Source organism: Streptomyces sp. SID14436 (genome assembly GCF_010548465.1).
GTDB lineage: Bacteria > Actinomycetota > Actinomycetes > Streptomycetales > Streptomycetaceae > Streptomyces.
In genome coordinates, this window is record NZ_JAAGMD010000705.1 from 1 (window position 1) to 24,236 (window position 24,236).

General features: G+C 73.7%; 18 protein-coding genes and 1 pseudogene. 5 read left to right on the forward strand and 14 right to left on the reverse strand.

What is annotated here, in order from left to right; genetic code table 11:
* Both G3I53_RS25520 and G3I53_RS25525 read right to left on the reverse strand, forming a co-directional pair.
* Nucleotides 1-1,187 (reverse strand): PAS domain-containing protein (locus tag G3I53_RS25520; RefSeq protein WP_164438807.1); only part of this gene is annotated, 1,187 nt, incomplete at its 3' end.
* 502 nt (nucleotides 1,188-1,689) lie between these two features.
* Complete coding sequence (locus tag G3I53_RS25525; RefSeq protein WP_164335717.1) at nucleotides 1,690-2,790, reverse strand: citrate synthase 2; 1,101 nt, start codon at nucleotides 2,788-2,790, stop codon at nucleotides 1,690-1,692.
* A 362-nt stretch (nucleotides 2,791-3,152) separates the two neighbouring features.
* Here G3I53_RS25525 and pdxH point away from each other — a divergent pair, with 362 nt between their 5' ends.
* A complete protein-coding gene (gene pdxH, locus G3I53_RS25530) occupies nucleotides 3,153-3,839 on the forward strand; it encodes a pyridoxamine 5'-phosphate oxidase (RefSeq protein WP_203592117.1) in 687 nt (228 codons plus the stop codon).
* 62 nt (nucleotides 3,840-3,901) lie between these two features.
* Here the strand turns inward: pdxH and G3I53_RS25535 are convergent, their stop codons facing one another.
* From G3I53_RS25535 to G3I53_RS25575, 9 genes are all read right to left on the reverse strand, one after another.
* Nucleotides 3,902-4,516: a TetR/AcrR family transcriptional regulator gene (locus G3I53_RS25535; RefSeq protein ID WP_164335721.1), complete on the reverse strand. Its 615-nt coding sequence runs from the start codon at nucleotides 4,514-4,516 to the stop codon at nucleotides 3,902-3,904.
* The gene (locus G3I53_RS25540; RefSeq protein WP_164438808.1) at nucleotides 4,504-5,238 is read right to left on the reverse strand and encodes an enoyl-CoA hydratase family protein; all 735 of its coding nucleotides are present in this window, start codon (nucleotides 5,236-5,238) and stop codon (nucleotides 4,504-4,506) included. Before G3I53_RS25540 ends, G3I53_RS25535 begins: the two co-directional genes overlap by 13 nt.
* A complete protein-coding gene (locus G3I53_RS25545) occupies nucleotides 5,235-6,815 on the reverse strand; it encodes a 4-coumarate--CoA ligase family protein (RefSeq protein ID WP_164338937.1) in 1,581 nt (526 codons plus the stop codon). The genes G3I53_RS25540 and G3I53_RS25545 overlap by 4 nt, the downstream gene beginning before the upstream one ends.
* A 37-nt stretch (nucleotides 6,816-6,852) precedes the next feature.
* Nucleotides 6,853-8,016, reverse strand: a complete 1,164-nt coding sequence (locus G3I53_RS25550; protein WP_164338938.1) for an acyl-CoA dehydrogenase — start codon at nucleotides 8,014-8,016, stop codon at nucleotides 6,853-6,855.
* Nucleotides 8,013-9,881, reverse strand: a complete 1,869-nt coding sequence (locus G3I53_RS25555; protein WP_164338939.1) for a biotin carboxylase N-terminal domain-containing protein — start codon at nucleotides 9,879-9,881, stop codon at nucleotides 8,013-8,015. The genes G3I53_RS25550 and G3I53_RS25555 overlap by 4 nt, the downstream gene beginning before the upstream one ends.
* Before the next feature lie 5 nt (nucleotides 9,882-9,886).
* On the reverse strand, nucleotides 9,887-11,485 hold the full coding sequence (locus G3I53_RS25560; RefSeq protein ID WP_164338940.1) for a carboxyl transferase domain-containing protein: 1,599 nt from the start codon (nucleotides 11,483-11,485) through the stop codon (nucleotides 9,887-9,889).
* A complete protein-coding gene (locus G3I53_RS25565; protein ID WP_164438809.1) occupies nucleotides 11,482-13,164 on the reverse strand; it encodes an acyclic terpene utilization AtuA family protein in 1,683 nt (560 codons plus the stop codon). Before G3I53_RS25565 ends, G3I53_RS25560 begins: the two co-directional genes overlap by 4 nt.
* Nucleotides 13,161-13,955, reverse strand: a complete 795-nt coding sequence (locus tag G3I53_RS25570) for a TIGR03084 family metal-binding protein (protein WP_164438810.1) — start codon at nucleotides 13,953-13,955, stop codon at nucleotides 13,161-13,163. Before G3I53_RS25570 ends, G3I53_RS25565 begins: the two co-directional genes overlap by 4 nt.
* A gap of 242 nt (nucleotides 13,956-14,197) precedes the next feature.
* A complete protein-coding gene (locus G3I53_RS25575) occupies nucleotides 14,198-14,434 on the reverse strand; it encodes a hypothetical protein (RefSeq protein ID WP_164339028.1) in 237 nt (78 codons plus the stop codon).
* Nucleotides 14,435-14,591: 157 nt separating this feature from the next.
* Here G3I53_RS25575 and G3I53_RS25580 point away from each other — a divergent pair.
* Nucleotides 14,592-15,123 (forward strand): annotated as a pseudogene (locus tag G3I53_RS25580) (transposase); the annotation flags it as partial.
* Nucleotides 15,124-16,971: 1,848 nt separating this feature from the next.
* Here G3I53_RS25580 and G3I53_RS25585 read toward each other — a convergent pair.
* A complete protein-coding gene (locus G3I53_RS25585; RefSeq protein WP_164438811.1) occupies nucleotides 16,972-17,940 on the reverse strand; it encodes an EamA family transporter in 969 nt (322 codons plus the stop codon).
* A gap of 272 nt (nucleotides 17,941-18,212) precedes the next feature.
* Here G3I53_RS25585 and G3I53_RS25590 point away from each other — a divergent pair, with 272 nt between their 5' ends.
* On the forward strand, nucleotides 18,213-18,665 hold the full coding sequence (locus G3I53_RS25590; protein WP_164337092.1) for an NUDIX domain-containing protein: 453 nt from the start codon (nucleotides 18,213-18,215) through the stop codon (nucleotides 18,663-18,665).
* Nucleotides 18,666-18,678: 13 nt separating this feature from the next.
* Here G3I53_RS25590 and G3I53_RS25595 read toward each other — a convergent pair whose 3' ends face one another.
* On the reverse strand, nucleotides 18,679-18,945 hold the full coding sequence (locus G3I53_RS25595) for a GntR family transcriptional regulator (protein ID WP_164337090.1): 267 nt from the start codon (nucleotides 18,943-18,945) through the stop codon (nucleotides 18,679-18,681).
* An 85-nt stretch (nucleotides 18,946-19,030) separates the two neighbouring features.
* Here G3I53_RS25595 and G3I53_RS25600 point away from each other — a divergent pair, with 85 nt between their 5' ends.
* Nucleotides 19,031-19,324 (forward strand): hypothetical protein, encoded by a 294-nt coding sequence (locus G3I53_RS25600; protein ID WP_164337088.1) that lies wholly within the window; start codon nucleotides 19,031-19,033, stop codon nucleotides 19,322-19,324.
* A 30-nt stretch (nucleotides 19,325-19,354) separates the two neighbouring features.
* Here G3I53_RS25600 and G3I53_RS25605 read toward each other — a convergent pair whose 3' ends face one another.
* Complete coding sequence (locus G3I53_RS25605) at nucleotides 19,355-22,360, reverse strand: FAD-binding and (Fe-S)-binding domain-containing protein (RefSeq protein WP_164438812.1); 3,006 nt, start codon at nucleotides 22,358-22,360, stop codon at nucleotides 19,355-19,357.
* A 493-nt stretch (nucleotides 22,361-22,853) separates the two neighbouring features.
* On the opposite strand from G3I53_RS25605, the gene G3I53_RS25610 reads away from it, so the two are divergent.
* On the forward strand, nucleotides 22,854-24,236 hold a 1,383-nt coding region (locus tag G3I53_RS25610; protein WP_164438813.1), incomplete at its 3' end, for an ATP-binding protein.

A 24,236-nucleotide genomic window follows, 5' to 3' on the forward strand; every position in this document is an offset into this window, starting at 1 on the left:
GCCTCGTCGGCCGCGCCCGCGGCGGCCCGTACCGACCCGGCCCGCTGCACGCACTGCAGCGCCGGGTGCTTCTCCCCGTAGCGCACCGGCAGGCCCGCCCGCCCGGCCAGCCTGCTCGGGCCGGGCGCCCCGGACGGGGTGGCGGCGATCCGCACCAGCCGGACCGGAGCGGCCGGGTCCACGCCGGGGACGGGACCCTCGGCGATCCGGTCGATGAGCGCGTGGTCGGCGAAGCCGGCGAGCGCGAAGTCCAGGTGGACGGTCACCGCCTCCGCCGGGTCCTCGCACTCCGCGGCCGCCCGAGCGGCCCGGTGCAGCTGCTGCGAACGGAACCGCAGCAGGGACGCCTCCTGCTCGCTCTGCCGGGACTCGGTGACGTCCTGGAACAGCCAGCCCACCCCGAGCGGCACCGGCTCCTCCGCGAGCGGCGAGGACAGCCGGACGAACCCGCTGCGCCAGCACCGCCGCCGCTCCCCCTCCGGGGTGCGCACGCTCACCCAGACCTCGGCGGGCGCGGGCGGGGCACCCTCCGCCAGCACGTGGGTCAGGGCGCTCTCCAGCTCCTCCACGCCCTGCGTCAGCAGTTCTCCGAGCGGCCTGCCGAGGACGGAGGTGCGCCCGGCGCCCAGGGCCTTCGCCGCGTGGGCGTTGACCACGGCCGGCCGCAGGTCGGCGTCGACCAGGACGACGCCCCAGCTCGCCTCCTCCAGCAGGGCCTCGCTGAGCGCGATGGAGCGTTCCAGGTCGATCTGGGCGTGCACCTCGCTGAACGCGCAGTACACCCCGGCCGGCTTCCCCTCGGGCCCGCGCACGGCGGCGGACTGGGTGCGCACCAGCACCCGGCCGCCGTCCTTGGTCAGCAGCGCGAACTCGTGCACCTGGCGCCCCGGGGCGTCCATGGCGGACAGCAGCCGCGCCTCGACCTCCTCGGCGTCGGCGGGGCGCACCGCCCAGCCGGCGAATCCCTGCCGCCCGACCGCCTCGGCCGCGGTCCACCCGAGGATGCGTTCCGCCTCGCGGTTCCAGTGCGTCACCACACCGTCCGCGTCGAAGGCGCACAGCGCCGCGTCCATGCCGTCGAGCAGTGCGGCGAGCAGATCGGCCCCGTCCGCACCGTCCCGACCCTCCCGCCCGGGCTCGTCGGGCCCGAGCTCGTCGGTGGTCCCACTACGCCGGGAAGCACTCACCTGGACCCCCTGCCGGCTGCGTCCGCACGTACGGCACGTTCGGTTCGCTCAACTGCAACTATTCAACTTGAACGTGACTCAGCGCACATCGGGTTCCCGCAAGATTGAGGGAATCGTTGCACTGCGCCACCTTCATTGTCCCGCCCCCGCCGGACGGCCCGCGACGGCGCCGTCGCCCCGGTCCCGTCGCCCCGGTTCCGCGGGCCGCGGAAAAAACCGCTTGCCTCCGGCACGGGGGGCTTTTTAGGGTTCCCGTACACGAGAAGGGAGGTGGTTCGGCAGATGTATGCATACCGGACGCGTGAGGTGACTGCGGGCTAGCGGCCCGTCACCCACTCAGTGCGGTGCCGGACCAGCGCGTGATCCACGCGCGCAGCCGGCCCAGTCCCGAGCAGTCACCCGACCCGCGAGTCGCCGGTACGTCCGGCCGGCTCCTCCTTGGAGGAACCCGACTCGCGGGTCGTCTGCGTTCCGCGCTGCCCCCGCCCCTCGCGCGCCGGGGTCAGCGCGCGATGTCGCCGTAGCCCTCGATCTCGCGCGGGTCCCGGGAGCTGGGGCCCACGTAGCGGGCGGAGGGGCGGACGAGGCGGCCGGTGCGCTTCTGCTCCAGGATGTGCGCCGACCAGCCCGCGGTGCGGGCGCAGGTGAACATCGACGTGAACATGTGGGCCGGGACCTCGGCGAAGTCCAGGACGATGGCCGCCCAGAACTCGACGTTGGTGGCCAGCACCCGGTCGGGGCGGCGGGCGTGCAGCTCCGCCAGGGCCGCCTTCTCCAGGGCCTCGGCGACCTCGTAGCGCGGGGCGCCCAGCTCGCGGGCGGTGCGGCGCAGCACGCGGGCGCGGGGGTCCTCCGCGCGGTACACGCGGTGGCCGAAGCCCATCAGGCGCTCGCCCTTGTCGAGGGTGCTGCGGACGTACGCCTCGGCGTCCCCGGTGCGCTCGATCTCCTCGATCATGTGCAGCACCCGGGAGGGGGCGCCGCCGTGCAGCGGGCCCGACATGGCGCCGACGGCGCCGGAGAGGGCCGCCGCCACGTCCGCGCCGGTGGAGGCGATGACCCGGGCGGTGAACGTGGACGCGTTCATGCCGTGCTCGGCCGCGGACGTCCAGTAGGCGTCCACCGCCGCCACGTGCCGCGGGTCGGGCTCGCCCCGCCAGCGGATCATGAAGCGTTCGACGATGGAGTCGGCCTTGTCGATCTCGCGCTGCGGCACCATCGGCCGGCCCTGTCCGCGCGCGGACTGCGCCACGTACGACAGCGCCATGACGGCGGCGCGGGCGAGGTCGTCGCGGGCCTGCGCGGCATCGATGTCGAGGAGCGGTTTCAGGCCCCACACGGGTGCCAGCATGGCGAGCGCGGACTGCACGTCGACCCGTATGTCACCGGAGTGCACGGGGATGGGGAACGGCTCGGCGGGCGGCAGGCCGGGATTGAAGGCGCCGTCGACGAGCAGGCCCCAGACGTTGCCGAAGGAGACCTTGCCCACCAGATCCTCGATGTCGACGCCCCGGTACCGGAGAGCGCCGCCCTCCTTGTCCGGTTCGGCGATCTCCGTTTCGAACGCGACGACTCCTTCGAGCCCGGGTACGAAGTCGGACATCAGGCGGCTCCTCGTGATGTGGGTGACGGATGGGCGTGCTGCGTGTGTGTGGTGGGGGGAGAAGGGTCGCTGGGACTGACGGGGCTGGAAGTCCTGGTGGGGAAGGTGGGGTGGGTGGGGGCTGGACGACCGGGGGTCGGCTCTCGGCGGCTCGGGGGGGCGTCCGGTGGATCCACGGTCCTCGCGGGAGGAGGGCTCGCGGTCCGGGACGTCACCCCTGTGATGCCCGGCAGGCGGCCCGCCAACCGGGTCGGTGCCAGCACGATATCCCTGAGTGCCAGTTTTGGGGAGCCTTCGCGGCACTCAGTGCCACCTGGGGCGCGCTCCGTGACCGGGGTCACGTCTGTTGCCCGGCTCCGCGCATGCGGCAGGATGACGACGTGACCGACCCAGACGCCGTGCCCTTCGACCTCGCCGCGATGCGCAAGCAGTACCGGGCGGACGGGCTCAGTGAGGCCGGCCTGGCCGCCTCCCCCGTCGAGCAGTTCGCGCGCTGGTTCAAGCAGGCCGCGACGGACGGCGGGCTGTTCGAGCCGAACGCGATGATCGTCTCCACCGCGGATCCCGAGGGACGGCCCAGCGCGCGCACGGTGCTGCTGAAGCACTTCGACGACGACGGGTTCGTCTTCTACACCAACTACGAATCCCGCAAGGGCCGCGAGCTCACCGCGAACCCGCACGTCTCCCTGCTGTTCCCGTGGCACCCGATGGCACGCCAGGTCATCGTCACCGGCGTCGCCCGGCGCACCGGCCGCGACGAGACGGCCCGCTACTTCCGCACCCGCCCGCACGGCTCCCAGCTCGGCGCCTGGGCCAGCGGCCAGTCCTCGGTGATCGCCTCCCGCGCGGACCTGGACGCCGCCTACGCCGAGCTCGCGGCCCGCTACCCGGAGGGCGAGCAGGTGCCCGTGCCGCCGCACTGGGGCGGTTTCCGGGTGACACCGCTGGCCGTGGAGTTCTGGCAGGGCCGGGAGAACCGCCTGCACGACCGGCTGCGGTACGTGGCACAGGACGGCGGCGGCTGGCGGGTGGAGCGGCTCGCGCCGTGAGCGCCCGCGTGTCCGAGCGCGGGCACCTCCTGGGCTCCCCCGGCAGGGGGCGCCCCCACGCGTCAGCCCAGCGCCTCGTCCAGCAGTGCCGCCCACTGCGCGACCACGCGTTCGCGGCGGGCGGTGTCGTCGGTGAGGAGGTTGGCCAGGCCCAGGCCGCGCGCCATGTCGAGCAGGCCCTGCACGCTCTCGCGGACACCGGGGCGGCTCTCGTCGGCGCCGAGGAGGTCCACGGCGATGCGGTGCGTCTCACGGCCCACGCGGGACTCCAGTTCGGTCACCCGCGCGCGCAGCTGCTCCTCGTTGGAGGCGGCGACCCACAGGTGCAGGGCGGCCCGGAACAGCGGCCCCGTGAACAGGTCCACCAGGCCGGCCACCACCGCGCGCCGCTCCCCGGGCCCGGCGCCGTCGGGGAAGAGGGCGCGCAGGGCGGTGGAGCGTTCCTCGGCGACGTACTCGACGGCCGCGGTGAACAGGTCCTCGCGGGTCGGGAAGTGGTGCTGGGCGGCGCCCCGCGACACCCCGGCCCGTTCGGCCACCACGGAGACCGTCGAGCCCGCCCAGCCGTGTTCGGCGAGGCAGGCCACCGCGGCCTCCAGCAGGCGCTGCCGGGTGGCCCGGCTGCGGTCCTGTTTGGGGACTCGTTCGGCACGGTCCGCCGTGCTCACACCACCCATGTCGGATCCCGTCGTTCGAGGAAGGCCGTCATTCCCTCGCGCGCGTGGTCGGAGGCGAACAGCCCGGCCGAGAGCGCGGTCAGGTCCGCCGCGTCCCGGTCGAAGTTTTCCAGCACCCTAGCCGTGAGCAGCCGCTTCGTCGCGGCCAGGGCCTCGGGGGAGGACCGGCGCAGCCCGTCGAGGACCGGGGCGAGGACCTCGTCGACGTCGGCGCCGGACGCGGTGAGCAGGCCGATGCGGGCGGCCTCGGCGGCGTCGAAGCGCTCCCCGGTGAGGTAGTAGCGGGCCAGGGCGCGCGGGTCGGTGCGGGGCAGCAGCGGCAGGGAGATGACGGCCGGGGCGACGCCGATGCGGACCTCGGTGAAGGCGAACGTGGCGTCGTGGGAGGCGGCGGTGATGTCGCAGGCGGCGAGCAGGCCGAGCCCGCCGGCGCGGACGTGCCCGGTGACCCGGGCGACGACGGGCCGGGGCAGCTCGACGAGCTGCCGCAGCAGGCCCACCAGCGCGTCCGGGGCGGGCGGGTCGCGCAGGTCGGCCCCGGCGCTGAAGGTGGTGCCGGTGTGGGTGAGGACGACGGCGCGGACGCCGGGGTCCCGCCCGGCCGCGGCCAGCGCGCCGGCGAGCTCGCCGACGAGGGCCGCGGACAGGGCGTTGCGGCGCTCCGGGGCGTCGAGCGTGAGGGTCTCGACGCCCCGGTCACGGGTGCGGGCGATCAGGGTCACGAGGGCTCCTTGCGCGCCGCCCGGAGTTCGCGGCGCAGGATCTTGCCGGAGGCGGCCCGGGGGACGGCGTCGAGGAAGGTGACCTGCCGGACCCGCTTGTAGGGGGCGACGCGCTCGGCGACGTACATCATGACCTCCCCCTCGGACAGGCCGGGGGCGGACGGCTGGCGCACCACGTGGGCGTGCGGGACCTCGTTGCCGTCCTCGTTGTAGACGCCGGTCACGGCGGCGTCGGCGATACCGGGGTGGGTCAGCAGCAGCGCCTCCAGTTCGGCGGGGGCCACCTGGAAGCCCTTGTACTTGATCAGCTCCTTGACCCGGTCGACGACGAACAGCCAGCCGGCCTCGTCGACGTGTCCCACGTCCCCGGTGTGCAGCCAGCTGTCCTCGTCGATCATGGCGGCGGTGGCGTCGGGCCGGCCGAGGTAGCCCTTCATCACCTGGGGGCCCCGGATGAGGATCTCGCCGGACTCGCCGGGCCCGAGGTCCTTTCCGGGGTCGTCCAGGGACACGATGCGCATCTCCGTCCCCGCGATCAGCCTGCCGACGGTGCCGGGCGGCGCCTCGTGCATGGCGTCCAGGGGGACGACGTGGGTGCCCGGTGACAGCTCCGTCATGCCGTACGCCTGCCCGACGGGCGGCAGGCCGAGCCGCTTCGAGCAGGCGGCGGCGAGGCCCGCGTCCAACGGGGCGGCGGCGCTGATGACGTACTGCAGGGAGGACAGGTCGTACTCGGCGACCATCGGGTGCTTGGCGAGCGCGAGGACGATGGGCGGGGCCACGTACAGGGCGGTGATGCGGTGGTTCTGGATCGCGGCGAGGAACTGTTCCAGGTCGAAGCGGGGCAGCACGACGACGGTGGCGCCCTGCCGCAGCGGGGCGTTCATCAGGGCGGTCAGGCCGTAGATGTGGAAGAACGGCAGCACGGCGAGGATCCGGTCGCCGGGGCCGGCGGTGATGGCCGGTTCGAGCTGGGCGAGATTGGTGGCGATCTGCCGGTGGGTGAGCATCACGCCCTTGGGCACGCCGGTGGTGCCCGAGGAGTAGGGCAGCGCGGCCACGTCCTCGGCCGGGTCGACGGCGACCTGCGGTTCGGGGGCGGTGGAGGCCAGCATGTCGATGAGGGACCGGTGTCCGGGCGCGCTGTCGCAGACGAAGATCTCCTCGACGCCGCCGGCGATCTCCGCGGCCCGGCGGGCGGTCGCCAGCAGCGGGGAGACGGTGACGATCCAGCGGGCCGCCGAGTCGGTGAGCTGCTTGGCGAACTCCTCGGCGGTGGCGAGCGGGTGGACGGTGGTGACGGCGGCGCCCGCGCGGGTGGCGGCGTAGAAGGCGGTGGGGAACGCGATGGTGTTGGGGCTGTGCAGGGCGAGCACGTCGCCCTTGCGCACCCCGGCCTCGGCGAGGCCGGCGGCCACCCGCCGGTGGAACCGGTCCACCTGCTCGTAGGTGAGGGTGGTGCCGTCCGTGCCGTCGATGAGCGCCGGGGCGCTGCCGAACTCGGCGGCCCGCGCGAGCACCGCGTCGTGGATGGGCAGTTCGACCGGCGCGACGTCTGCGTACGTGCTGCGGAACATGGTTCCTCCTCCCGCGCCGGACGCGGTCCGGCGGGTCTCAGTACGACTTGGGCAGACCCAGGGTCTGGTGGGAGACGTAGTTGAGAATCATCTCCCTGCTCACCGGGGCGATACGAGACACGCGCGCCGCCGTTATCAGCGAGGCGAGCCCGTACTCGCGGGTGAGGCCGTTGCCGCCGAGGGTGTGCACGGCCTGGTCGACGGCCTTCACACACGCCTCGCCCGCCGCGTACTTGGCCATGTTGGCGGCCTCCCCGGCGCCCACGTCGTCCCCGGCGTCGCACAGGTGGGCGGCCTTCTGCATCATCAGCCGGGCCAGCTCCAGGTCGATGTGGGCCTGGGCGAGGGGGTGGGCGATGGCCTGGTGGGCGCCGATGGGGACCTTCCACACGGTGCGTTCGCGGGCGTACTCGACGGCGCGGGCGAGGGCGTAGCGGCCCATGCCGATGGCGAACGCGGCGCCCATGATGCGCTCGGGGTTGAGGCCGGCGAAGAGCTGGAGCAGGCCCGCGTCCTCGTCACCGACCAGCGCCCCGCGGGGCAGCCGCACGTCGTCCAGGACGAGTTCGAACTGCTTCTCGGAGGCGTTGAGTTCCATGTCGATGGCGCGGCGCTGAAAGCCCTCGGCGTCGCGCGGGACGATGAACAGGCAGGGCTTGAGGCTGCCGGTGCGCGCGTCTTCGGTGCGGCCGACGATGAGCGTGGCGTCGGCGGTGTCCACGCCGGAGACGAACACCTTGCGGCCGGTGAGCAGCCAGTCCCCGGTGTCCGGGTCGCGGCGGGCGGTGGTGGTGATGCGGTGGGAGTTGGAGCCGGCGTCGGGTTCGGTGATGCCGAACGCCATGGTGCGGGTGCCGTCGGCGAGCGCGGGCAGCCAGGCGCGCTTCTGCTCCTCGGTGCCGAAGCGGGCGATGACGGTGCCGCAGATCGCGGGCGACACGACCATCATCAGCAGCGGGCAGCCCGCGGCCCCCAACTCCTCCAGCACGATGGACAGTTCCGCGATGCCGCCGCCCCCGCCGCCGTACTCCTCGGGCAGGTTGACGCCGAGGTAGCCCAACTTCGCGGCCTCGGACCACAGTTCCGCCGGGTGGCGGCCGGAGGCGACGGCGTTGGTGAGATAGTCGCGGCCGTACTTGGCGCCCAGGGCGGCGACGGCGGCGCGCAGGGCCTGGTGCTCTTCGGACTCGATCACGCTCATGCGGACTCCTCGGAGGAAGGGGTGCCGGCCGGCTGCACCACGGCCAGCAGCGTGCCGGGCTCCACCTGCCGGCCGGTCACCGCGTGCAGGGCGGTGACGACTCCGCCGGCCGGGGCGGTGATCCTGTGCTGCATCTTCATGGCCTCCAGCCACAGCAGGGGCTGTCCGGCCTCGACGGCGGCCCCCTCGGCGACGCCGTCGGCGATCCGCGCGACGGTGCCCGGCATGGGGGCGAGCAGGGAGCCGGGGGCGAGCTGCGCGGCGGGGTCGGGGAAGCGGGGCAGGGCGGTCAGGGCGATGTGGTCGACGTACACCCGGTCGCCGTAGCGGCCGACGGTGTAGCGGCGCCGGACGCCGTCGGTCTCCAGGACCACGAGGTCCGGCTCGGCGCGCACCACCCGCACCCCGTCGGCGACCAGGCCGTCCCGGGTGTGCCGGTAGCGGACCTCGTGCTCCTCGCCCGCCATGGCGTACCGCTTGACCTGGGGCTGTGCGGGCAGGTTGCGCCAGCCGCCGAAACGGGAACGGCCGTGCGCGTCGGCGAGGGCGGCGGCCAGCGGCGCGTACGGGTCGGTGGCCGGCCCGGTCAGCGCGTCCAGGTGACGGTCGTAGAAGCCGGTGTCCATGCGGCCCCGGACGAACTCCTCGTGCCGCAGGGAGCGCACGAGGAGGTCCCGGTTGGTGACGGGGCCGTGGATCACCGCCCGTTCCAGGGCCGACGCGAGGACGCGGACGGCCTCGGCGCGGGTGGGGGCGTGGGCGACGGCCTTGGCGAGCAGGGGGTCGTAGTGCACGCCGACGCCGTCGCCGTCGGTGTACCCGGTGTCCAGGCGCACCCCGCCGGGGACGGCGAGGCGGTGCAGGCGGCCGGTCTGCGGGGCCCACTGCCGGGCGGGGTCCTCGGCGTAGAGGCGGGCCTCGACGGCGTGCCCGTGCGGGCGGGGCGGCTCGCCGTCGAGGGGCCGGCCCTCGGCGATCCGGATCTGCTCGGCGACCAGGTCGATGCCGAACACGGCCTCCGTCACCGGGTGTTCCACCTGGAGCCGGGTGTTCATCTCCAGGAAGTGCGCCCGGCCGTCGGCGACCAGGAACTCGACCGTGCCGGCGCCCACGTAGGAGACGGCCCGCGCGGCGCGCACGGCGAGGACGTGCAACTCCTCGGTGAGCCGCGGGGGCAGGCCGGGCGCGGGGGCCTCCTCGATCACCTTCTGGTGGCGGCGCTGGAGGGAGCAGTCACGGGTGCCGAGCGCCCACACCGTGCCGTGGGTGTCGGCGAGGACCTGCACCTCGACGTGCCGCCCGCCCTCCACGTACGGCTCGGTGAACACCTCGCCGTCGCCGAAGGCGCTCGCCGCCTCCGCGCGGGCGGCGGCCAGTTCGGCGTCCAGGTCCGCCAGGCGCCGCACGACGCGCATGCCGCGTCCGCCGCCGCCGGCCGCCGCCTTGACCAGCACCGGCAGGTCGGCCTCGGTGACCTCCTTCAGCGGCTCGACGCCCATCAGTTCCTTGGCCCGGGTCTTGGACGCCATCGCCTCGATGGCCTCCGGCGGCGGCCCGATCCACGTCAGGCCCGCGTCCCGGACGGCGCGTGCGAAGCCGGGGTTCTCGGAGAGGAAGCCGTAGCCGGGGTGCACGGCGTCGGCGCCGGCCGCGAGGGCGGCCTTCACGACGAGGTCGCCGCGCAGGTAGGTGTCGGCGGGCGTCGTCCCCGGCAGGCGTACGGCGGCGTCGGCCTCGCGGGTGTGGAGGGCGTCGGCGTCCGCGTCCGAGTGGACGGCGACGGTCCGGATGCCCATCGCGCGGCAGGTGCGCATCACGCGGCAGGCGATCTCGCCGCGGTTCGCCACAAGAAGGGTGGTGATCATGGGCCTCACATCCGGAAGACGCCGAAGCCGCCGCGTACGCCCTCGTAGGGGGCGGTGTGGATCGCGGACAGGCACAGGCCGAGGACGGTGCGGGTGTCGCGCGGGTCGATGACGCCGTCGTCGTACAGCCGCCCGGACAGGAACATCGGCAGGGACTCGGACTCGATCTGCTGCTCCACCATGGCGCGCAGCGCCGCGTCCGCCTCGTCGTCGTAGGGCCGTCCCTTCGCCGCCGCCGACTGCCGGGCGACGATGGACAGCACCCCGGCGAGCTGCTGCGGCCCCATGACGGCGGACTTGGCGCTCGGCCAGGCGAACAGGAAGCGCGGGTCGTACGCCCGCCCGCACATGCCGTAGTGCCCGGCGCCGTAGGAGGCGCCCATCAGCACGGACAGGTGCGGGACGCGGGAGTTGGAGACCGCGTTGATCATCATCGCGCCGTGCTTGATGATGCCGCCCTGCTCGTACTCCTTGCCGACCATGTAGCCGGTGGTGTTGTGCAGGAACAGCAGCGGGATGTCGCGCTGGTTGGCCAGCTGGATGAACTGGGCGGCCTTCTGCGACTCCTCGCTGAACAGCACGCCCTGCGCGTTGGCGAGGATGCCGACCGGGTAGCCGTGCAGGGCGGCCCAGCCGGTGGTGAGGCTGGTGCCGTACAGCGGCTTGAACTCGTCGAAGTCGGAGGAGTCGACGATCCGCGCGATGACCTCGCGCGGGTCGAAGGGGATCTTGAGGTCGCCGGGGACGATGCCCAGCAGCTCCTCCGGGTCGTGCTTGGGCGGCTCGGCCGGCCCCGGATCGGGGTACGCCTTGCGGTGGTTGAGGCGGGCCACGACACGGCGGGCCTGGCGCAGCGCGTCGGGTTCGTCGACGGCGAAGTGGTCGGCGAGGCCCGACACGCGCGCGTGCATACCGGCGCCGCCCAGGGACTCGTCGTCGCTCTCCTCGCCGGTGGCCATCTTCACCAGCGGCGGCCCGCCGAGGAACACCTTCGCCCGCTCCTCGACCATGATCACGTGGTCGGACATGCCGGGCACGTAGGCGCCCCCGGCGGTGGAGTTGCCGAAGACGACGGCGACGGTCGGGATGCCGGCCGCGGACAGCCGGGTCAGGTCGCGGAAGATCGCGCCGCCCGGGATGAAGATCTCCTTCTGCGACGGCAGGTCGGCCCCGCCGGACTCCACCAGGCTGATCACGGGCAGCCGGTTGGCGAGCGCGATGTCGTTGGCGCGCAGGGCCTTCTTCAGCGACCACGGGTTGCTCGCGCCGCCGCGCACGGTCGGGTCGTTGGCGGTGATCAGGCACTCCACGCCCTCGACGACCCCGATCCCGGTGACCAGGGACGCGCCGACGGTGTAGTCGCTACCCCAGGCCGCCAGCGGGGACAGCTCCAGGAACGGCGTGTCGGGGTCGAGGAGCAGCTCGACGCGTTCGCGGGCGAGGAGTTTGCCGCGCCCGCGGTGCCGCTCGACGTACTTCTCGCCGCCGCCAGCGAGGGCCTTGGCGTGTTCGGTGTCGAGGTCGGCCAGCTTGGCGAGCATGGCCTCGCGGTTCGCCCGGTACTCCGGGTCCCCGGTGTCCAGGGCCGAGCCGAGGACCGTCACAGCAGCACCTCCGGGATGTCGACATGACGGGAGCGCAGCCATTCGCCGAGCGCCTTGGCCTGCGGGTCGAAACGGGCCTGCGCGGCGACGCCCTCGCCGAGGATCCCGGCGACGACGAAGTTCAGGGCGCGCAGGCGGGGCAGCACGTGCCGGGTGACGGTCAGGCCGGCGGCCTCGGGGATCAGTTCCCGGAACCGCTCGACGGTCAGCTCGTGCGCGAGCCACCGCCAGGCGTCGTCGGAGCGCACCCACACCCCGACGTTGGCGTCGCCGCCCTTGTCGCCGCTGCGGGCCCCGGCGACCCGCCCGAGCGGCGCCCGGGTCACCGGGCCGGGCGGCAGCGGCTCGGGCAGCGCGGGCTCCGGCACGTCCCGCAACTCGGCGTACTCCCCCGGCGGGCCGACCGGCACGCGGCGCCCGTCGTGGAGCACGGCCACCTGGGCCACGTCCTCCTGCGGGACGTACACCCCCTCGAACACCCCGTACGGGGAGCCCTTCCCCGGGGGTGCGAGCACGTGGAAACCGGGGTAACTGGCCAGCGCCAGCTCGATCGCGGCCCCGCTGAGCGCCCTGCCGACCGCCTCCTGACGCGGGTCGCGGACGACGAGCCGCAGCAGGGCACTGGCCGTCTCCTGCGTGGGCGCGTCGGGCCGGTCGGTGCGGACCAGCTCCCACCGCACCTCGGCGGGCGGCGACTTGGCGAGCGCCTCGGTCATCTGGGCGCGCACCAGGTCCGCCTTGGCCTCGATGTCGAGCCCGGTGAGCACGAACACGACCTCGTTGCGGAAGCCGCCGAGCCGGTTGACGCCGACCTTGAGGCGGGGCGGCGGGGCCTCACCGCGCACACCGTCGATCCGCACCCGGTCCGGGCCCTCGGCGGTGAGCCGCACGGTGTCCAGCCGGGTGGTGGTGTCGGGGCCCGCGTACCGGGCGCCGCCCGTCTCGTACAGCAGCTGCGCGGTCACCGTGCCCACGTCGACGAGGCCGCCGGTGCCGGGGTGCTTGGTGATGACGCTGCTGCCGTCCTCGTGCAGCTCGGCGACGGGGAAGCCGGGCCGGACGGTCCTCGCCCCGTCGAAGAAGGCGTAGTTGCCGCCGGTCGCCTGCGTCCCGCACTCCAGCACGTGCCCGGCGGCCACCGCCCCCGCGAGCCGGTCGTGGTCCGTCGGCGCCCAGCCGAAGTGCGCGGCGGCCGGCCCGGTGACCAGGGCCGCGTCGGTGACCCGCCCGGTGACGACGAGATCGGCGCCCTCGCGCAGGCAGGCGGCGATGCCGGAACCGCCGAGGTAGGCGTGCGCGGCGAGGCTGCCGGGGTGCCGGGAGGTGAGGTCGTCGCCCTCCACGTGGGCGACCCGTACGGGGATGCCGAGCCGGCCGGCCAGGGCCCGCACGGCGTCGGCGAGCCCGGCCGGGTTGAGCCCGCCCGCGTTGGTGACGATCCGGACGCCCCGCTCGTGGGCGAGGCCGAGGGTGTCCTCCAGCTGCCGCAGGAACGTGCGCGCGTACCCGGCGGCGGGGTCCTTCATCCGGTCGCGGGCCAGGATGAGCATGGTCAGCTCGGCGAGGTAGTCGCCGGTGAGGACGTCCAGCTCCCCGCCGGTCAGCATCTCGCGCAGGGCCTCGGCGCGGTCCCCGTAGAACCCGGAGAAGTTCCCGATGCGCAAGGGGGCGGCCGTCACGAGGCGTCCCCCTTCGGCGCCCGCCCGCCGCCGGGCGGCCCGGCGAACGCCTGCGCGATGTCCAGCCAGCGGTCGGCGTCCGGACCCACGGCGGTCAGGGCGAGGTCGGCGCGGTGGGCGCGCTGGGTGACCAACAGGCAGAAGTCCAGCCCGGGTCCGGTGACCCGCTGCGCCGCGTCCTCGGGGCCGTAGGTCCACAGCTCCCCGCCGGGCGCGGTGAGTTCGACCCGGAACGGCTCGGCGGGCGGGGTCAGCCCGTGCACCGCGTACGCGAAGTCCCGGGTGCGGACGCCGAGTCGGGCGATGTGCCGCAGCCGCGCGGTGGGAGCACGCTCCACGCCCAGCGCGTCCGCCACGTCCAGGCCGTGCGCCCAGGTCTCCATGAGGCGGGCGGTGGCCATGGACGCCGCCGACATCGGCGGCCCGTACCAGGGGACACGCACCCCGGACGGCACGGCGCGCAGGGCCTCGTCCAGCGCCCGGCGCCCCTCCCGCCACCGCCGCAGCAGCTCCGCCCGCGGCAGCCGCACGCCCTCCTCCGCGCCCTCGTCCACGAAGGTGTGCGGCGCGGCGAGGGCCGCCTCGACCAGCTTCCGGAACCCGTCCGCGTCGGTGACGGCGACCAGCGCGGAGTGGTCCGTCCAGGCCAGGTGCGCGATCTGGTGGGCGACGGTCCAGCCGACGGCGGGCGTCGCGAGGTCCCACTGCCCGGGCTCGAGACCGGCCACGAGCCGGTCGAGCTCCTCGCTCTCGTCCCGCAGATCGTCGATCACCGGCGTCGGATCGGACACGGGGCGCTCCCCTCGGGGCACGGGCACGGCGGTGCGGACACGGCGGTGATGCGGTGCGTGGTCCGCGGGTCACGGCAGGCGGTGCGGACGCGGTGAGCATGGCAGGGGGGTGGGAAACAAGCAAGCATGCTTGCATGCTTTTTTTCGCCGCCTCGGCGCGCAGCACTCCCGGTGTGTGCGCCCGGCGTGTGCCCCCGATGTGCGCCCCGGGTGTGCGCTCCGGGCAGGGGATCAGCGGCCCGTCAGCCGTTCCGCCAGACCGTCATGTTCACCGTGACGAAGCCTGCTTCCGGCAGGGTGGTCGACTTCACCTGGACGACGAGGAGTCCCACGTTGCCGTCGCCGTCCCGGATGCAGATCTCGGAGCCCGTCGCCGAGGCGGCCAGCGGGTGGTCGCCGGGCTTCTGCCCCGCGGTCAGCAGGTCGCACGTGTCGTAGGTGCCGTCGCCCGGATCGCCGAACACCTGGGTGAACACCACGGTGTCGCTGTCCAGTTCGCAGCCGGTCCTGGAGCAGCCGAGGGGTGGGTCTCTCCTCCGGGGTCTCGACCAGGCACCGGGCGAGCAGCGCGCGCAGCCGGTCGGGCAGTTCGGGCAGGTCGGGGGCGGAGTGCACGATCCGGTACAGCACGCTCACCAGGTCCGAGACGGGGCCTGGGTCGCCGAACTCACCGGCGACCTGCTCGACGGCTGGCCTCAGGGTATGCGGTTGATTGGACGCAAGGAACGGCCCGATCCCGGAGCCCAGTTGAGGATCACGGACGCGGACAGCATGCGGATCACCTGCTTCGCCACCAACACCACCGGCCGGCCAATCGCCGGACTCGAACTCCGCCACCGGCTGCGCGCCCGCGCGGAGGACCGCATCCGGGCCGCGCGTTCGACCGGCTTGCGCAACCTTCCCCTGCACGACACCGCCCAGAACAAGGTCTGGCTGGAGATCGTCCAGACCGCTCTCGACCTGCTGGCCTGGATGCCGGTGCTCGCCCTGACCGGCCAGGCAAAGCTCTGGGAACCGCGCCGCCTGCGGTTCCGCCCGCTCTCCGCTGGCCGGCCAGCTCGTCACCACCGGCCGGCGCCGCATCCTCCGCCTCGCCCGCCATTGACCATGGCCCCTCGAGATCACAGACGCTCTTGAACGGCTCGCACCCCTGCCAAATCCCGGCTAGCCAGCGGACTCACCTGTCCCTACAAGAGAACGTGCCAGTCCGGAGTAGTGGAACCCGGCGTCCACCCGGAACGACAACCGGGCCCTCAACCTGCCCGGCCTCAGCCACGGACAACGAAATGGGCCCCCGACTACGTCGGCGGCCCATCACGAAAGATCGAGGCTAACAATCTCCGAAGCGCACTCCCCGTCCGCCGTTGTCCGCCAGTATTGTCACGCGACTAGATACGTATGCCACCTGTCCCAATTCCCGCCATGAGCCAAACATTCAGCAGCCCTGCGTGGTGGCGGCCTGGTCACCAATTTCGACGCCACGCCATACGATCCAACCAATCGCCGCCACGCAATATTTCGCTGTGCCAGTCACACCAACGGGACCAGCATAGTGGGCGAATTTCCCCCAGTCACTACCGCCAGGGGCGGCGATTTTGCATCTCTGGCCCTCTCCTGACTTCTGTGAGCATCGCATGATGTACACGTAAGTCTCAGCAGAAACACCAGAGGAGACGCCTCGGTGGTAGAAGCAAGCACTGTTGGTACCCCCATTGGTGCTATTGTAATAGATCACCAATTCACCAACCACACCGTCTCCGGGGTACGAGACGGCTTTTCTGTACGTAACGGCACCGGAGCAGGAGGTGGCGGCATGAGCGGGGGCTGATAGAATTACGTTGGCACCTATGAGGCTTGTTAGAGCGGGCCAAGAGAACTAGGATGCGACGACCAAAGTTCATGCGATTTCCTTTCAGGGGGAAGATCAAAAAGGAGGCGGCGGAGCATAGCAAATGATCACGGTTCATCACAGGCATCCGTCCGGTTTGTATGGTTACGGAATAGAAACTGCATTACGGATCGTCTGGTTAGCGCGACTTTTTGGCCGCAGACGGGGTGGCCTTGGGCGGCTGGAGGTCGCGCCTTGCGTCAGTCACAGCACCGCTATTGACGTATGCACACGTACGGAGAGACTGATTTGCCGTTCTCGGGCTGCAGACAAAACTCCACGCCGATCAGCGGATCGCACCGGTTTCTAGCCTCGCTCACCGGATCGGCTGCTCCGACGGGCGACGCCTCCCTCACCGAAGCGACGGGCGAACGTCGAGAAGGTCGTGTTCGCGCTGAAATTCGGCGGGCGGAGAAAGCGCTTCATGCCATCACTGTCACGGATTCTCCCGGTCATCGCACGGGAATTCCCGCCTCATGGCCGGAAACCTCAATGGTGAGGTAGTCGATGCGCGGGTAGCGTGCACGCGCGTTCCGTGACCGCTCTCGAGACGCCGGGCTCCGCCGTATCCGTCCCCCGCCACAGCGAACCCCGCACGGGGGAGTTTTCCGCATGACCGAAACCCAGTCTCCTCGCGCGGCCTCCGAAGCCACGTGGGCCCTGCCGCTGCTGGTGCTGATACCGCTGACGGTGATCAGGATGTTCGCGGATCCTTCCGCAGCACCCTGGCCGGTCCTGGGGTGGTTCCTCATCACCCTGGCCGTCCTGCTCCTCGCAGCCGGTGGACGACCGTCTTCCGCCACGGATCGCAACGGCGCGGCGCATGGGCACGTGCCTCCTCGTGCACGCCGCGCTGGTCTGGCAAACGGTTTCGCTGCTGCGGCAGTGAACCGGAAAGGTGACGCGCGCGGAGAGCGTTCCGAGGATGCGGAGGAGAGGAAACGGGGCAATACGGCGACCCTTTTCCGCTTGCCTCCCGCCGGAGGTACTACGGCCCCCGCACCAAGCGGAATACGGATCGCGGACTCGGGGTGAGCGAGGTACCTCCCTCAGGTCCCTCAGGGCCGACTCCCGGTGAACCCGACCGGGAATCGGAATCTTCCGCGATCCGACGTGGGCGGGCGGCTGTCAGTCCTTGGTGACGTCCACGCGGGCCCTGCTCCGGCGCCGCGGCCCCACCTGCGTACGCACCGCGCCCATGCTCGCCGCGATGACCAGTGCGATGGCGGCGGCCTCGGTCACGCTGAGGGCCTGGCTGAGGACGAGGAAGCCCGCCATGGCCGCGATCGCGGGTTCCAGGCTCATCAGGATGGCGAACGTGGAGGCGGGCAGCCTGCGCAGGGCGAGGAGTTCCAGCGTGTACGGCAGCACCGAGGACAGCACGGCGACCGCCGCGCCCAGCGCGAACGTCGTCGGCTCGAGCAGCTTGGCCCCGGACTCGGCGATGCCCAGCGGCAGGAACAGCAGCGCCGCCACGCCCATGGCGAGGGCGAGCCCGTCCGCCTGCGGGAAGCGGCGGCCCGTACGGGCGCTGAAGACGATGTACGCGGCCCACATCACGCCCGCCGCCAGCGCGAACGCCACGCCCAGCGGATCGAGGTGGTCGAAGCCCCCGCCGCCCAGCAGGAAGACCCCCGCGAGGGCGAGGCCGGCCCAGAGGAAGTTGATCGCGCGCCGGGACGCCAGCACGGACAGGGCCAGCGGGCCGAGGACCTCCAGGGTGACCGCCGTACCCAGCGGGATGCGGGCCACGGACTGGTAGAAGAGGCCGTTCATCGCCGCCATGGCGATGCCGAAGACGATCACCGTGGTCCAGTCGGCGCGGGAGTGCCCGCGCAGCCGCGGCCGGCACACCACGAGCAGGACGACCGCGGCCACCAGCAGCCGCAGCGACACCACGCCGAGCGCTCCGGCGCGCGGCATCAGCGTCACCGCGAGGGCGCCGCCGAACTGCACGGAGATCCCCCCGGCGAGGACCAGACCCACCGGCCCCAGCGAACCCCGCCCGCGCGGCGCGCCCGCCGGGGCGGACGGGCCGGCGCCCGGCACGGGGACGGCGACCGGAGTGGACGGGGTGGCGGGGCTGGGCGTGGTCACGAGACCTTCCTGGGGACGTGGTGCGGGGAGCGGAACTCCTGGGGGCATCGTGCATCCGAATGCATCGACCAGTCCAGGGTAATGTCCTGCGGACAGGACCGTGGAGCCAGTACGTACCTGACGATGAGGCTCGGCGGCCGACCCGGTCAACTCCGTCCGCCATACGGACCGCACGGCACGCCCCGGCCCGTGGCCATACCGGCCCGGCCGGGCGGGTACGGTTCCCAGCGGCGATCCCCCGTCCGCTCCCCCACCGCACCCCCCGAGGTCCCGTGCGACGACTTCTCACCCGTGTCTGGCGACTCCTGCGCCCCTTCCAGAGCCGCATCATGTGGCTCCTGCACGCCAAGTTCGTCGTGGGCGTGACCGGCGTGGTGCGCGACGACGAGGGGCGGGTGCTGCTGCTCCGGCACCGGATGTGGCCGCCGGGCCGCCAGTGGGGGCTGCCGAGCGGCTTCGCCCGCAAGGGCGAGGACTTCCGCCGGACCGTCGTCCGCGAGGTCAAGGAGGAGACCGGCCTCGACGTCGAGGCGGGCCGCCTCGTCATGCTGAACAGCGGCCTGCGCACCCGCCTGGAGGTGGCCTACGAGGCCCGCCTGATCGGCGGCGAGCTGCGCCTCGACCCGTTCGAGATCCTGGAGGCCCGCTGGTGCCGCCCCGACGACCTCCCGGAGGAGGTCCAGCCGGTGTGCCACCCCCTGGTCCGGGGCGAGACGACGCCGTAGGCGTACGGGACGGTCAGGCGGTGGACGCGGAGCCGCCTCCCGGCTCCGGCCGCTCGGCGACGAAGGACCCGAGGCCGACCTCGGCACGGATCAGCCCTTCCGCCTTGAGATGTGCGAGCACCTTCTGCGCGGTCGACGCCGCGATGCCGAACTCGGCCGACAGCTCGACCACGGAGGGCACCCGAGCACCCACGGGGTAGGTCCCGTCCGCGATGCGCGCCACGACGACCTCGGCGACCTGCCGCCATACCGGACGGGTGCGGTCGAGTTCGATGCTCATGCGGTGGACGCTAGAACTCTGCGGTAGACCGCGCGACCGCAGTACACTGCGGTAGACCGCAGCGCATGGAACCGGAGCCGCCGCCATGACCGATCCCCTCCCCGGGCGTGAACCCCGACTGCTCCCCTGGTCCGGAGTGGGCGACAAGCCGTGCTACCTGATCACGGACGACGCCGACGGGCCGGTCACCCGGCTCGCGGACACCACGGAGTCGGTCCAGCTCGGCATGGGGGCCGACGTCCTCGCCCACGCACGCGAGCTGATCCCCGACGCGCTGCCCGGCGAACTGCGGCACCTCGCCGAGTGCCTGACCGTGGCCCTCGCGGACGCGCTGCGGGTGGCGGAGAGCCGGGGGCGACGGTTGAGACGGCTCACCTGAGCGCCCTTCCGACACCGGGACGGAGAGTGCTCACACCTCGTCGCCCAGTGCCTCCGCCAGCACCTCCGCCAGGTGGCGGCCCCGGACGCCCGCGAGCTGGGCGAGCTGGGTGCGGCAGGAGTAGCCGTCGGCCAGGACCACCGCGTCGTCGGGGGCGTCCCGGACGGCGGGGAGCAGCTGTTCCTCCGCGCAGGCCGTGGAGACCTCGTAGTGGCCCTTCTCGAAGCCGAAGTTGCCGGCCAGACCGCAGCAGCCGCCGGACAGTTCGCCGGTGAGGCCGGCCGCGTCCCGCAGGCGGCGGTCGGGGGCGTCGCCGAGGACGGCGTGCTGGTGGCAGTGGGTCTGGCCGGTGACCGGGCGCTTCAGGGCCGGCGGGGCCCAGCCCGGGGCGTACTCCGCCAGCGTCTCCGCGAAGGTGCGGACCCGGGCGGCGAGCCGGGCGGCCCGCGGGTCGTCGTGGAGGAGTTCGGGGGCGTCCGTCCGCAGGGCCGCCGCGCAGCTCGGCTCCAGGACGGCCAGCGGGGCGTCGGTGGCGAGGACCGGTTCCAGCAGGTCCAGGGTGCGGCGCAGCACCGCGCGGGCGCGGTCGAGCTGGCCGGTGGAGATGTAGGTCAGGCCGCAGCAGACCCGCCCGCGGCGGGCCGCCAGCAGGGACAGGGCGGAGCGTGAGCGGGCGTCCCCCACCGGGCGGCGGCCCGGGCGCAGGGTCGGGGGCAGGATCACGCGCAGGCCCGCCGCCTCCAGCACCCGCACGGCGGCGCGGCCCACCGACGGCGACAGGTGCTCCGTGAACGTGTCCGGCCACAGGACCACCGTCGTCCCGGCCGGTTCGGGCGTCCGCCGCTCGCGCCACCAGCGGGTGAACGTCCGGTCCGCGACCCGGGGGATGTCCCGCTCCCCGGCGATCCCGCCGAGCCGTTTCGCCGGCCGCGCGAGCGGGCCCACCGAGGCGAGGGCGTTGACCAGGGCCGCCGACCTCGTCCGCGCCACCCAGCCGAGCCACTCCGGCAGCCGGCCCAGGGCGTAGTGGGCGGCAGGGCGGCGCCGGCCGGCGTAGTGGTGGTGGAGGAACTCCGCCTTGTAGGTGGCCATGTCGACGCCCACCGGGCAGTCCGAGCGGCAGCCCTTGCAGGACAGGCACAGGTCGAGGGCGTCCCGCACCTCCGTCGACCGCCACCCGTCGGTCACCAGCTCACCGGCGAGCATCTCGTGCAGCAGCCGGGCGCGGCCGCGCGTGGAGTGCTCCTCCTCGCCGGTCGCCCGGAAGGACGGGCACATCACCGCCGGCCCGGAAGCCGTCGTCGTACGGCACTTGGCGACCCCCACGCAGCGGCGGACCGCCGCGGAGAAGTCGCCGCCGTCGGCGGGATAGCCGAAGGCCACGTCCACCGGCTCGCGCGGCAGGACGGCGAACCGCAGGTCCGCGTCCAGGGGCGCGGGGCGCACCAGCATGCCCGGGTTGAGGAGCCCGTCGGGGTCCCAGAGGCCCTTGACCCGCTCGAAGAGGGCGACCGTCTCCGCGCCGTACATCCGCGGCAGCAGCTCGGCCCGCGCCTGCCCGTCCCCGTGCTCCCCCGACAGCGAGCCGCCGTGCGCGACGACCAGGTCGGCCAGCTCCTCGGAGAAGCGGCGGAAGCGGGCGACCCCGGGCCCGGTCAGCAGGTCGAAGTCGATACGGACGTGGATGCAGCCGTCCCCGAAGTGCCCGTAGGGGGCGCCGCGCAGGCCGTGGGCGGTGAGCAGCCCCCGGAAGTCCCGCAGGTAGGCGCCGAGGCGGGCGGGCGGCACCGCGCAGTCCTCCCAGCCGGGCCACGCCTCCGTGCCGTCCGGCATCCGGGTCGCGGTGCCGCTGGCGTCCTCGCGGATCCGCCACAGGGTGCGCTGCCGGGCCGGGTCGGTGACGACGACCGCGTCGACGGCGTCGGCCGCGCGGACCACCGACTCGGCCCGCGCGCTGGCCTCCGCGCCGGTGTCCCCGCCGGTCTCCACGAACAGCCAGGCTCCGCCGCGCGGCAGGTCCACGGCCGACGGCACCAGGTCCGCCGCCATGCCCTCCACGGTCAGCGGACCGCACGGCAGCAGTCCCGCCGCGGCCTCGGCGGCAGCGCTCTCGTCGGCGTACCCGAGGACGGCGAGGGCGCGGGCGCGGGGCGACGGGACGAGGTCCACCACCGCCTCCGTGAGGATGCCCAGCGTGCCCTCGGAACCGCAGAACGAGCGGGCGACGTGGGCGCCGTTCTCGGGCAGCAGGGCGTCCAGGGCGTAACCGGAGATACGGCGGGGCAGATCGGGGAAACCGGTGCGCAGCCGGGCCAGTTCGGCCTGGACCAGCTCCCGCAGGCCCGCCGGGGCGCCCGCCCAGTCCCGGCCCGGGTCCAGCCGGTCCCCGCGCGCGGTGACGACCGACAGCTCGCGGACGTTGTCGGCGGTGGTGCCCCAGGCCACCGAGTGGGAGCCGCAGGAGTTGTTGCCGATCATGCCGCCGAGCGTGCAGCGGCCGTGGGTGGACGGGTCCGGGCCGAAACGCAGGCCGTGCGGGGCGGTGGCCTCCTGGAGCCGGTCCAGGACGAGCCCGGGCTGGACGACGGCCGTGCGGGCGCGCAGGTCGAGGGCGAGCAGCCGGTTCATGTGCCGGGTGAAGTCCAGGACCACGCCGGTACCGGTCGCCTGCCCCGCGATCGACGTGCCGCCGCCGCGCGCCACCACCGGGACGCCGTGCTCCCGGCAGACCCGCAGGGCAGCCGCCACGTCGTCGGTGTCCCGGGGCGCGACCACACCCAGCGGCACCCGGCGGTAGTTGGAGGCGTCCATGGTCGTCAGCGCCCGCGCGGTCGTGCCGAAGTCCACCTCGCCGGCCACCGCCGACCGCAGCGCGGCCCGCAGCTCCTCCCGGGCCTCCCGGCCGGTCTCCCGGCCCCTCTGCTCCCGGTCCTTCCGGGGCGCCGACGCCCGCCGGGGCGCCGCGCCCGCCCCGCCGGCCGCGCCCGTTCCGCTCGTGCCGTCCGTTCCGCCGATCCCGTCCGTCGTGCCCGTCATGCTCTCAGCATGCCCCGGCCGGGCGCCGCGGCCCACGACCCCCGGCCCCCGGCCCCCGAACCCCGAACCCCGAACCCGGACGGGAACCGGGACCCGAGGCCGGGCCGGACCTGGACCGGGACCGGGCCGAACCCGGACCGGAACCGGGCCGAACCCGGACCGGACCCGGACCGGAACCGGGACCCTGACCCCGACCCGGGAGGGCCTCCGGTGCGGCGGGGCGCGGCCGACGCGGGCACCGGACGTGCCCGGAGCCGCCCGGCCCCGGCCCGGATCGCGTGGGAGTCCGGTCACATCCCGAGAACTGGAAGGGATACTTCCCAAAGCGATCACGAACTCCCATATAGTGACCGCGAGTTGCGTGCGCCCCACCGCTCTCGTACGAAACGCGACCCCAAAACGACAGCGGTGGCCACACGGGTCACGGCAGACACGGTGGCCCCGGCACACGCACCAGCGGACCAGCCCGAGGACCCGACCGAGGACCCGATTGATGACCTCCCACCTGCTCCCCGGCGACCGCCCCACCCTGCGTGCTCTGCTGCCCGTCCCCCTGCTCACGCTGGCGCTCGGCGCCGTGGGGACCGTCGCGGCCGTCATGCTGGGACCGGAGCCGGCCCGGGGCGCCGTCGGATGGACCGCGATCGTCGCCGCGCTGCTGCTGTGCGCGGCCGTGACGGTGGCCACCCACGCCGTCCTGACGGCACGCGCGGCCCGCGGACGCCTGGAGGCCGTCACCCAGGACGTCGGCCGGCTGCTCCAGGAGCGCGCCCGGATCGCCGAGGACGCCCGCCGCCAGCACGAACGGCTCACCGGCGAACTCAACCGCGAGCGCGCCCGGTTGACGGCCGAACTCGACCAGGAGCGCGCCCACCTCGCCGAGGCCCTGACCGCCGAACGCGAACGCCTCGCCGAACAGCACACCGCCCAGACCGCCCAGTCGGCCCTCCAGCACGCCGAGGACAAGGCGCACCTCACCGAGGCCCACACCGCCGAGCTCGAACGGCTCACCGGTGAGCACGCGGAGAAGCTGCGCCTCATCACCGAGGAACACGCCGCCCACACCGCCCGGTTGACCCGCGACCACGACGAGGAACGGACCCGGCTGGCCGAGCTGCGGACCCGCGCCGAGGAGGAGGCCGGCCGGCTCCGCGAGGAGAACACCCGGCTCGCGAAGAAGCTGCGCGACGCCAACAGCGCCCGGGCCGCCGCCGTGTCCGCCACCGCCAACACGGCAGGCCGGATGCAGGCGTTGGCCACCGGCATGCTCGCGGACCTGCGTGCCATGGAGGAGAAGCACCAGGACGAGGAGGTGCTCGCCGACCTGCTGCACCTCGACCACCGCACCGCCCAGGCGGGCCGCCTCGCCGACTCCGTCGCCGTCCTGACCGGCGCCCGCTCCGGCCGCCGCTGGGCCCGGCCCATCGGCATGGAGTCGATCCTGCGCGGCGCCATGGGCCGCATCAGCGGCTACCAGCGGATCCGCGTCCACTCCACCAGCGACACCGCCGTCGCCGGGCACGCCGCCGAGGGCGTCATGCACGCCCTCGCCGAACTCCTGGACAACGCCGCCAACTTCTCGCCGCCGACCGCCGAGGTCCACGTCTACGTGGAGGAGGTGCCGGCCGGGGCCATCGTCTCCGTCGAGGACAGCGGCCTCGTCATGGGCGAGGCGCAGCTGCGCCGCGCCGAACGCGCGGTCTCCGGCGAGTCGGCCGGCCTCGGCGGCCTGACCGGCACCCGGCTGGGGCTCGCCGTGGTGGGCCGGCTGGCCCGGCGGTACGGCCTGCGGGTCTCGTACCGCCCCTCGGCCCGCGGTGGCACCGGTGTGCTGATGCTCGTCCCGCAGGACATCCTCGTACCGCCGGAGGCGGCG

Bases quoted from the DNA above. Each gene is read 5' to 3' on its own strand.
- G3I53_RS25525 (WP_164335717.1), bottom strand. From the start codon at position 2,790: ATGTCCGACTTCGTACCCGGGCTCGAAGGAGTCGTCGCGTTCGAAACG.
- pdxH (WP_203592117.1), top strand. From the start codon at position 3,153: ATGCGGCAGGATGACGACGTGACCGACCCAGACGCCGTGCCCTTCGAC.
- G3I53_RS25535 (WP_164335721.1), bottom strand. From the start codon at position 4,516: ATGGGTGGTGTGAGCACGGCGGACCGTGCCGAACGAGTCCCCAAACAG.
- G3I53_RS25545 (WP_164338937.1), bottom strand. From the start codon at position 6,815: ATGTTCCGCAGCACGTACGCAGACGTCGCGCCGGTCGAACTGCCCATC.
- G3I53_RS25550 (WP_164338938.1), bottom strand. From the start codon at position 8,016: ATGAGCGTGATCGAGTCCGAAGAGCACCAGGCCCTGCGCGCCGCCGTC.
- G3I53_RS25555 (WP_164338939.1), bottom strand. From the start codon at position 9,881: ATGATCACCACCCTTCTTGTGGCGAACCGCGGCGAGATCGCCTGCCGC.
- G3I53_RS25595 (WP_164337090.1), bottom strand. From the start codon at position 18,945: ATGAGCATCGAACTCGACCGCACCCGTCCGGTATGGCGGCAGGTCGCC.
- G3I53_RS25600 (WP_164337088.1), top strand. From the start codon at position 19,031: ATGACCGATCCCCTCCCCGGGCGTGAACCCCGACTGCTCCCCTGGTCC.
- G3I53_RS25605 (WP_164438812.1), bottom strand. From the start codon at position 22,360: ATGACGGGCACGACGGACGGGATCGGCGGAACGGACGGCACGAGCGGA.